Origin of the sequence: Nocardia sp. NPDC006630, assembly GCF_040611495.1 — a bacterium.
Classification (GTDB): Bacteria; Actinomycetota; Actinomycetes; order Mycobacteriales; family Mycobacteriaceae; genus Nocardia.
The window spans coordinates 886133-895615 of record NZ_JBEXOK010000001.1; the positions used below are offsets into that span (position 1 = coordinate 886133).

General features: G+C 66.3%; 9 protein-coding genes and 1 pseudogene. 3 read left to right on the top strand and 7 right to left on the bottom strand.

The features are described from left to right. The 3 genes from ABZX86_RS04095 to ABZX86_RS04105 all read right to left on the bottom strand — a co-directional run bounded on the left by ABZX86_RS04095 (position 1) and on the right by ABZX86_RS04105 (position 3938). A complete protein-coding gene (locus ABZX86_RS04095) occupies positions 1-1419 on the bottom strand; it encodes a hypothetical protein (RefSeq protein ID WP_355119732.1) in 1419 nt (472 codons plus the stop codon). A gap of 198 nt (positions 1420-1617) precedes the next feature. Further along, on the bottom strand, positions 1618-3186 hold the full coding sequence (locus ABZX86_RS04100; RefSeq protein WP_355119734.1) for a hypothetical protein: 1569 nt from the start codon (positions 3184-3186) through the stop codon (positions 1618-1620). Continuing rightward, on the bottom strand, positions 3171-3938 hold the full coding sequence (locus tag ABZX86_RS04105) for an ABC transporter ATP-binding protein (protein ID WP_355119736.1): 768 nt from the start codon (positions 3936-3938) through the stop codon (positions 3171-3173). The genes ABZX86_RS04100 and ABZX86_RS04105 overlap by 16 nt, the downstream gene beginning before the upstream one ends. 210 nt (positions 3939-4148) lie before the next feature. Between ABZX86_RS04105 and ABZX86_RS04110 the strand changes: the two genes are divergently transcribed. Beyond that, entirely contained in the window at positions 4149-4787 is a 639-nt protein-coding gene (locus ABZX86_RS04110) for a DUF4097 family beta strand repeat-containing protein (RefSeq protein WP_355119738.1), read from the top strand. Positions 4788-4868: 81 nt separating this feature from the next. Here the strand turns inward: ABZX86_RS04110 and ABZX86_RS04115 are convergent, their stop codons facing one another. Together ABZX86_RS04115 and ABZX86_RS04120 are read right to left on the bottom strand one after the other, a co-directional pair. Beyond that, positions 4869-5288, bottom strand: coding sequence for a hypothetical protein (locus tag ABZX86_RS04115; protein WP_355119740.1), 420 nt, complete (start codon positions 5286-5288; stop codon positions 4869-4871). A 176-nt stretch (positions 5289-5464) separates the two neighbouring features. After that, entirely contained in the window at positions 5465-6295 is an 831-nt protein-coding gene (locus ABZX86_RS04120) for a hypothetical protein (protein ID WP_355119742.1), read from the bottom strand. Between the two features lie 38 nt (positions 6296-6333). Here ABZX86_RS04120 and ABZX86_RS04125 point away from each other — a divergent pair. After that, positions 6334-6699 (top strand): annotated as a pseudogene (locus ABZX86_RS04125) (SRPBCC domain-containing protein); the annotation flags it as partial. 194 nt (positions 6700-6893) lie between these two features. Here ABZX86_RS04125 and ABZX86_RS04130 read toward each other — a convergent pair. After that, positions 6894-7697 (bottom strand): maleylpyruvate isomerase family mycothiol-dependent enzyme, encoded by an 804-nt coding sequence (locus ABZX86_RS04130; protein WP_355119744.1) that lies wholly within the window; start codon positions 7695-7697, stop codon positions 6894-6896. A 268-nt stretch (positions 7698-7965) separates the two neighbouring features. Continuing rightward, a complete protein-coding gene (locus ABZX86_RS04135) occupies positions 7966-8337 on the bottom strand; it encodes a helix-turn-helix domain-containing protein (RefSeq protein WP_355119746.1) in 372 nt (123 codons plus the stop codon). Between the two features lie 377 nt (positions 8338-8714). Here ABZX86_RS04135 and ABZX86_RS04140 point away from each other — a divergent pair, with 377 nt between their 5' ends. After that, positions 8715-9377, top strand: a complete 663-nt coding sequence (locus ABZX86_RS04140; RefSeq protein ID WP_355119876.1) for a PAS and ANTAR domain-containing protein — start codon at positions 8715-8717, stop codon at positions 9375-9377. Positions 9378-9483 lie beyond the last annotated feature (106 nt).

Here is a 9483-nt window from a genome sequence, read left to right on the forward strand (position 1 = left end):
TCAGGGCAGCCGCGGCCCGGCGGCTCGGTCCTGCTTCAACCCACCGGTCCAGAGATTGTCCGCCACATCCCGCCCGAGCCGCACACCGCCGATGTTCTGCGACAGATCCATCATGCCGCGGGCATCGGTGGCGTATGCGTCGAAAGCCCAATGCACACCGAGGAATACGCGACTGCGCGCATTTTCCTGCATCATCTGCCAGAGTCCGTCGAGGAACATGCGCACGTGCCGGGCGCGCACCACACCGCGATTGTCGGTGCTGACGCCGTCGAGTTCATCGGAGATGAAACCCGTACCGTCGGTGAGAGAGTCGGGCCCGGCACCCACAGCGCCGTAGCAGCGCCGCAGCATCTGGAAGGCCGCTCCCCCGAACGCGGCATGCCCGGAGGGATAGGACGGGAACGGCGGCGTGAAGTTGACGGCCGTCTCATTACTGCGCGGCGCGCCGTGCGGCTGCCAGAACGGATCGCAGTCCGGGTCGAGATCGTGGCCGGGGACGGCCTCGGGTCCGATGGCCGGATCGTACTCCCGGATACCGAGTATCGGCCGCCACAGATTGTGCCGGTATTTCTCGTCCCAGCACAGGATTCCGGCATCGGCAAGCGCCGTATTGACCAGCGCGAACAGGCGGGCATTCTGTTCGACGGTGTTTTCCCGCGCGGCGGCCAGCGTCCGGGCGATCTGGTTGTAGAACCGCGGCGGAGTTCCGATCTGCCGGGCCCCGTCATAGGCCCAGAACACCGCGATGAGAGTCTCGTCCGGCGTGCGGGCCGCGGAGCGAGGTGGCCCGGCCGCGGCCGATTCCAGCGTGATGCCCTTGGCCCGCACATCCCGCAGCGCCGCCAGATAGCGCGGATCACTGCGCTTCGGCGGCGCATCCAAGGTGTACCGCCGCGATACCGCGAAGCACCGCGACCGCGCGCCGTAATGCGGTGCGTAGTAACCCTGTTTCGGGTTGACCGGATCGGGCCGATGATTGGGCGGCACGATATCGGACAGATAATCACCGTCAAACAGGCTCGGATCCCCGGCGCGGGCTTTGAGCACCGCGCGCCCGACGGCCTGCCCGTGCGCACCGCCGCGCCCCGTACCGGGCCCGCGCAATCCCGCCTCCCGCAGTGCGCGGTCCAGGCGCGCGTGCTGCGCCGGATACAGCGCGGTCAGCGTGGTATGCGCGGCTACCGCAACGGCGGATTCGACGGCGGACCCATTGGCCGCCACCGGCGGCTCCGTCAGCCAGGTCCCGTGCGCCGCACCGAAAATGCTGAAGTAGGCGTCGTGCATGGCAAGGTGCACGATCGCGAGCGCCCGCGAACTGCCCACCGGCCCGCGTGACCCGCGTTCCGCGGCGGCGATGTCGGTGTGCGCAATGCGGTCCGACTCCAGCGCCACCGCGTTCCAATACAGGATTTGATCCACTTCCGCTGTCTCCCAATGCCGTTCGAGCTGTACGCGAGCGGCTTGGGGCGCCAGACGCCCCGGCGTACCGCCCGCCGGCTCCAGAGTGCGGGATCGCGGAGCGAATATCGGCAGTAGTGGGCTACCCGATTCGCGGCGCACAAGCGATTTCGGTGCAAGTAGCGGCGAGTCCTCCTGCCGGGAAAGGGAAATCGCGGTTCAACGAGGCTTGACAGCCACCAGAATCTCCGGCCCCTTGCTCTCCAGCCTGGTCGTCGCGAGGCGGATTCCGATGCTTGCGGCTAACCCGCCCAGCACCAGACCCAGCGGCAGCGCCAGCCATTGCACCCAGGGATTGTCCAGCGCCGTACCGACACCCAGAATCACCAGCACCGGCACCGATATCAGCAACTGTCCGAGACCGACGGACAGCTGCATGAGTAGCTTCGCGCAGCCGGGATTCCCGGAGCCGGAGAAAGGGTTACCACGTTGCGGCGGAAGGGAAAACGCCGCATAGGCGGAGAGGAAGACCACCGCGCCGATGCCGACGCCCAGTAGCACCGGCAGCGTGGACAGCGCCCACGGATACAGGCGCGTCTGCCCGAGTATGCCCGGCAGAATCAGCGTCGCCAGGAGGGCCACCGGTGCGACCAGCATTGCCCACGCGATGGCCCGCCCGCGCACATCGGCCCGCGCCGCACCCGGCGTGACAATCGTCTGCCAGATCGCGGTGCCGTCGAATCCGTACAGATTGGTGCCGCCCATGGTTGCCAGCCATACGACGAAAGCGCCTGCGAACGGGATGGTTCCGGTATTCCCGTTCTTGATGGCCAGAAAGACCGGCAGCGCGAATCCGATGAGCAGCAGCGGCAGCAGCGAGGCCCGCCGGCGACTGTCCCGCCACCAGGTGCGCAGCTCCTTGGTGACTACCGCGCCGACGGGTGTCGCCGGTATGAAGCGTTCGAGCAGGCCGTTCTCGCCGTCGAGCACCTGCCCGGCGGAGACGGGCGGCAGGGTGAGACGCCGGTGCAGCAGTACCGCCCACCCCTGCCACAGCACCAGCGACAGCGCTGCCAGTCCGAGCAGCGGCAGCACCGTCCACAGCACGTCCCCGCGAGCGGCGGCCTCCACGGCGGCGGGCGCCCACCCCGAGGGCACGGCGCGCAGTGGAGTGGCGAACCCGCTCGACGCCTTCTCCAGTGTCGGACCGAGATTCGAGACGAGCAGGTTGATCGGGTAGTACGCCAGACCGAGCAGCGCCGCCAGCAGCACGCCCAGATCCTTACCGCGCCGCGAGCGCATGGCCGCGCCGAGCCAGGCCATCACCACACGGGACAGCAGCACCACGAAGATCAGTTGCAGTACCACCCCGACGATCGCGACCAGTGCGGGTGCGATGCCGTGCGGCGCGGCCAGGATGATCAATCCCGCGAACGCCACCAGGTTGATCACCGCCGCGGGCCCGGCAAAGGCGGCCGCCGCCAGCCCGTATGCCAGCTGCCGATCGGTCAGCGGGAGTAGCCGGAACTGCTCCGGCTGCAGCGTCTCGTCACTGCTGCCGGTGAGTATCGGCCCGCAGATCCAGCCGAGCGTCCAGGCGCCGAACAGCGCGGCCGCAATCGTCACGCCGGAGTGCAGGGTGTCGTGCCCGAACCCGATGATGCCGGCCGTCACCAGCGCGGCGGCCAGGCCGAACAGGCTGCCGATCCAGAAGTTGAGCGCGGCCCGGCCCTCGCGCATGGCTCTCGCGGTGAGCCGCAGGCGCATTCGAATCAGGACGCCAACCATGACAGCCCCTCTTCCCCGCCGACATGCCCGCCGACAAGTCGCACGAATGCCTCTTCCAGCGTCCCCGCCCCGCGCACCTCCGCGACTGTCCCGCCCGCGACGACCTTTCCTTTATCGATGACCGCCACCCGGTCGCAGATGTTCTCCACCAGCGCCATGACATGACTGGACAGCACCACCGCGCCTCCGGCGGCCACGAAGCGCTGCAGGATTGTGCGAATAGTGCTGGCGGACACCGGATCCACCGCCTCGAACGGCTCGTCCAGCACCAGTAGTTTCGGCGCGTGCAGCAGCGCGGTGGCCAGGCCGATCTTCTTCCGCATACCTGCCGAATAGTCCACCACCACAGTGTTTTCCGCGCCGGTCAGCTCGAGCACGCTGAGCAATTCCGCCGCCCGCTCCCCCACGGTGGTCTTGTCCATTCCGCGCAGTAATCCCGTGTAGGTCAACAACTCCCGCCCGGTGAGCCGCTCCGGCAAGGCCAATCCATCCGGCAGCACCCCGACCACAGTCTTGGCCCGCACCGGATCTGCCCACACATCGGTTCCGAATATCCGAGCCGCCCCGTGATCCGGCCGCAGCAGACCCACTGCCATCGACAGCGTGGTCGTTTTTCCCGCCCCATTGGGCCCGACCAGCCCGAAGAACGATCCGGGCGGCACCGCCAGGCTCACTCCCTCGACCACCCAGGGTCCCCCGAAAGCCTTGAACAGCCCATCCAATTCGAGCGCCAACTGCCCACCAGCCGTCATAACCCCTCCAAGCAGCGCCAGAGTCGATGTCCTCAACCACGATACGTACGGCAGTCCCATCCGGTTCGACGGTGATTCCGGGCCGGGCATCGTGTCAGCGGGCGTATCAGGCCGGCGTCAGGTCGGCATCAGCCGTGCCCGCGAAAGTAGTTCCTGTCAGCAAACAGCAGCCGCGGCCCCCGGGTCGCGAATACCGCAGGAGTACAGGTCATGACTACTTTCCAGACCCAGGAACCGATCGCCATCACCGTCGACACGCTGTCCGGCAATGTCACGGTCATCGCCTCCGACCGCACCGATACCGTCGTGGAGGTCCGGCCGGCCGATGCCTCCAAGAAGGCCGATGTGCACGCCGCCGAGCAGACTCGGGTCGATTTCGCCGCGGGCGCGCTGACGGTGCAGGCCCCGAAGGGGTGGCGCACGCACTCCCCATTCGGCAGCAACCAGTCGATCGAGGTGATCATCAAGGCGCCCAGCGGATCCCGATTCACAGCGACCGCCGGAGAAGGCAAGCTGCGGGGCACCGGCGAACTCGGCGAGTGCGATCTGGCGGTGTCGGCCGGCGATATCGACATCGCCAGCACGCGTGGTTCGGTGACCGCGAAGACCGCCAAGGGCGACATCCGCATCGGTGCGGCCTCGCACGGCGTGGTCCGCTTGGAGACCTCCATGGGCAATCTGGAGGTGGGCATCCGCCCGGGCAGCGCGGCGCGGCTGCAGACCAATACCCAGAACGGCACCGTGCAGAATCAGCTGGGGCCGGTCGGCGGAGCGGACGAGGACATCGTGCAGGTATTCGCGCGAACCTCGTTCGGCAATATCACCATCGGGCACTCCACCGCTGTGTGACGCGTCTTGCCTTCGAGGTGGCGACAGCTCCGATCCGAAGGCCCCGAATCCTCGGGGCCTTCGGCGATTCGGTCTTCGCGGCTATTCGATTGCGGTGAGCCGCACGTTCACCAGGTCGACGACCCGATCCGTGGGCATGATCTCGACCATGGCGTTCGTGTCCGTACCCGATGCGATCATGCCGTCGATGAAATTCGCCAGTGCCGAACACGGCCGGGCCGAACACCGTGCCACTGTTCCGGGAGTTGCCGGGTGGATCACCTGCACGCGATAGCGGCCCGGTGGAATCGAATGCTCGGCTTCGGTGCCGGCGGCATCGACGGTCAGTACGTCGTCACCCGACCAACTCGCCTCCGGTAGCGCGGTGACCACGCTCCCCGAGCGTCGCCCATCCGGCACGGTGTGCGGATCATGCCCGCCGCGCACGACGCCGGTCGCAACTCCCAGCGTTGCGGCAATGCCGGCGCAGGCGACTCCGGCGATCTTCAGCCCGCGTTTCACTGATCGACCGCCCCCTGCGAATTCGGGCGGCGGTGTCGAGACTCATGCGATTCGGTCATGTTTCCCTCACTGGAATTCGTTGCCGCCGTGACCATACGGCCACAATTCCGCGATTGTCAGACTCTGACCAGAATTCGCACGAATCGTCAGTAGGACATTTCGGTCAATTCCGAAAATTACTCCGCCTGTTGCAGGCCGGAGGAGTGTGCGAGCGCGTTGTACACCCAGTTGTGGGCCTGTCCGACGGTGATGCGCGCTCCGAGGAACTGCCCGGTCAGAGCCCAGTAGCGATGAATCCGGCGGTCGGCGTCGGTGGCGTCGAGCAGCAATTGCTCGCGGAAATTCGGAGAATCGCACTGCCCTCGCGCACCGGCATGGGCATTGACAAATCGATCGAGCTCTTTGCCACCGTGCGGCCGTACGCCTTCCGATACGAGTGGCACCACATCCGTCATCAATTCGCCCACATCGACATACAATTCGCGAGGGTTCCGGATCAGCTCCGGCTGATTCCGCCAGAGTTGCTGTCGCACAGCCCGGTTGAATTCGGGATCAGCGGCAAGCGCGGCCAATTCGGCGTAGGCGACAACCTCGTCGACGGACGGATCGGCGGGCGGCTCCGGGACATTCCAGCCCACATAGATATCGATATCGGACCGAGGTATCGGTGCGAGCATGCGCCACCAGAACCGCTGCAGGCAACCATGTGCCGCACCACCGTCCTGCGCGGCGGCCAGCAGGGCCAGTCGCCCGGCCCGCTGCGCCGGAACAGCCGTCTCGACCGCCCGCAGTGCCGCCCGCCGCCACCCCAGCGACCTGAATTCGATATCGAGCCGCGCACTTTCGGCAGCGACGGCCTCATCGATCGACCGTTCCCCCTGCAGCACACCGATAATCGAGTCCAGCCCGAGTCCGAGCGCCCGCAACCGCCGCACCAGCAGCAGCCGTTCAGTGGCGCTGTCGGCCTCGAACATCCGATGCCCGCCCGCACTGCGCCGCGACTCCACAATGCCTTCGTCGCAATAGAACCGGATCGACCGTCTGGCGCGCGCTGACGGAGCCGGATCTGCTGGAGCGCTGGCTGCTTCGTCCGACCGGATTCGCCGCAAGGGCCGGAACCCGCTTCCGATTCACCACCCCGGACTCATCGATCGATGAAATCGCCTGCGAAGTGCTGGCGGCCCGGCCTGGCGACCAGTTGACCTACAGCTGGATGTACTCGCGGGCCGAATACCCCGCCAGGTGGATCGTCGACTGGACGATGCGTCCACAAGGCCGCGGTACCCGGCTTCTCTTGACGCAGACAGGTTTCGACATCACAGACCGTCGGCAGAAGATGGCCCGCAACGCCATGGAGCGAAGCTGGAAGCGTCTCATCCTGCCGCGCCTCGGCGAGGTGATCCACCTCTGAAGGAATCGAGAACTATATGTCTCACACGAAAAGGCTGATCCCGTTCGTGTTGTGAACCCCGCCGAAATCAACTGCGCCCCTTCTCATCCCGCACCAGCACCCCTCTTATGCCAAGACGTCGGCGGGCGCCGAACGTTCGCCTCGTCGTGGCGGACTGCTCGCCTCGTCGTGGCGATGGGGGCCGTCGGCGCGGGTCAGCCGCTGACGTGGGCGGTGTTGTCGAGCCAGTGCTGGGCGAGGTCGATGTCGCCGTCGACGCTGATGTCGGCGGCTTCGCGGTCGGTGAGAGGGAGTCGGCGGGTCAGGGTCAGCAGCAGCGATTGTGCTGGGCCGCTCACGGTCACATCGGCCGGCTGGGTGCCGTGCTGCCAGGTCGGACCGTCCGGCTGCCGTTCGATGATCCATGCGCCCTTGTCATCGGCGATGTCGGTGGCCAGCCACTGCAGAGTCTGCCCGGTCCCCCGAATGGCGTCTGCGGACTCGGCCCGCTGCATCTTCCACGTGGGCGAGATGAGCATCGCGAAGTGGTTACCGATCAGCGCGGCTGCGATATCGGCGTCGATATCGACCGGCCGGTTCGCCGTGACGGCAGCATCGAAGCCGTGCACGACCGCCTCGTTGAGGAGGCTGGAAATCCAGAATCGCACCCCGGACCGCTCGTCCCCGGCGGGATTGAACACCGGCGCGTCGAGCGCCTCATCGGAGCATGCGCTCACCACCCGCTGCGCGGACTCCGACAGCCACGCCGACCACTGCTCAGGGTCCGCGGGAAGCACAGCCATCTCCATCGGCAGCTGCATAGGATCGGTAATCCGCTGCTCGATGATCGACGCAACCCAGTTCTGGGTCTGACCCACATGCTCGACCAAGTCTCTGATGGTCCACTTCGAGGCAGTCGGCACCGCAGCGTCCGGCCCTGCCGCAGCAGCCGATTCCGCCAGTCCCCGAGTATGTTCGACGATCGCCCGCCGCACAGATTCAGTATTCAGCTCGGTCATTGGATTACCCCTTCCGCAGGTTCGTTTCGCTGGATATGACCGGCCATGACGATCAAACTCATCGGTGCCCCACCAACTTCTCATCGGCAAACACCCGCACCGTCACTGAACCCGCCTCCGACAACACCCTTTCGGATCTCCCGCCGAATGCACAAGGGACACCAGAACCAGGCCGGGAACGACCCGATCGACCACTGCCGATACCCGGCGCGGCCCGACTGCGGTGCGTCGGGCCTTCGCCAGATCGAAACTGTGGATGTCGCGCTGGTCAGCCGGGTTGGGGTGGGTCTTCTGGGGTGCGCTCATCGAGGGCGTGTTGGAGGTTGGCGTTGATGCGCTGGGCTTCGGCGAGTTGGTCTTCGAGGATGACTATGCGGCAGGACGCCTCGAGGGTGTTGCCGGCATCGACGAGTTCGCGGACGCGGGAGGCGATTCGGAGTTGGTAGCGGGAGTAGCGGCGGTGGCCGCCTGCGGACCGCTGCGGGGTCAGTAGGTGGGCGGCGTCGAGGCCGCGCAGGAAGGATTGGGTGACGCCGAGGATTTCGGCGGCCCGGCCCATGCTGTAGGCGGGGTAGTCATCGTCGTCTAGCTTGTCGTCGGCGCTGGCGCCATCGGCGGGGTTCGGGTTCGGTTGCTGCACAGCACCTCTCATGATTCAACGCCGTCAGGCCCCGGCGCACTGTGCGCCGGGGCCTGGAGATTTACGTATCGGAAATTGACTGCTCACCGACCCATAGGGCCGATCTCGTACACCGCCCCCGATGCTTTCCGGGACGCGGAACCGGTATGGGACTACTCAGTGACCACCACCTCCTGAAACGCCGGTCTTGCGAGCTACTGGATCTTTCAATTCGAACGACAGTGAATGTATACCGCCTCGCGACGAATGTCTACACCCGTCACCGCAGATTTTGTTCGTCACTTGAACGCGTTTACCTCTTGTCGCTGCTGTCGAAGAGCCCCATAATCTCCCCCGTGACCGACACCGTTTCGCACACTGGCGCCCGCCAGCCGAGCCTGGCGCAGATCGCCGCGGGCAGTCCGTACCTGATCGGAAGCTTCTGGTTCAGGTTCGCCGACCAATGCTGGGCATGGTCCGATCAGGTCGCCGCCCTGCACGGCTACGAACCCGGCACGGTGGTCCCGACCACGGAACTGCTGCTCGCACACAAGCATCCCGATGACCGTGACACGGTCGCCGAAACCCTGGCCGCCGCGGTCCGTCACGGCGAGGCGTTCTGCTCCCGGCACCGCATCATCGACACCGCCGGCGTTGTGCACCACGTCCTTGTCGTCGGCGACCGCATGCACGACGACACCGGCGCCACCGTCGGAACGACCGGCTACTACATCGACCTGACGGTCCCGCTGGATCAGAGCAGACGCGATGCCCTCACCGACGCCCTACCCGACGTGGTCGAGGCCCGCTCGGTGATCGATCAGGCCAAGGGCGTGCTGATGTTCGTCTACGGCATCGACGCCGAACAGGCATTCCGAGTGCTGCAGTGGCGCTCCCAGGAGACCAACACCAAATTGCGCACCCTGGCAACCAAACTCATCGCCGCGGTCAACGCCTTCGACGGTGCCCCGGTCAAGGTCCGCACCCAGTTCGACCACCTGCTGCTCACCGTGCACGAACAACCCGACCCACCAACCGATCTCGCCGATCCAAGCAGGTAGCCCACTCCACAGCGCGGGCCTGGCAAGGGCCCGGCCGACTACGGCAACAGTGCCCCTGGATCGCCGGTGACGCACAAATTCTGCGACGCCACCGGCGGGGTTGCGG

Excerpts from the sequence above, each read along its gene's own strand:
- ABZX86_RS04110 (WP_355119738.1), top strand. The coding sequence starts at position 4,149 with ATGACTACTTTCCAGACCCAGGAACCGATCGCCATCACCGTCGACACG.
- ABZX86_RS04130 (WP_355119744.1), bottom strand. The coding sequence starts at position 7,697 with ATGACCGAGCTGAATACTGAATCTGTGCGGCGGGCGATCGTCGAACAT.
- ABZX86_RS04105 (WP_355119736.1), bottom strand. The coding sequence starts at position 3,938 with ATGACGGCTGGTGGGCAGTTGGCGCTCGAATTGGATGGGCTGTTCAAG.
- ABZX86_RS04100 (WP_355119734.1), bottom strand. The coding sequence starts at position 3,186 with ATGGTTGGCGTCCTGATTCGAATGCGCCTGCGGCTCACCGCGAGAGCC.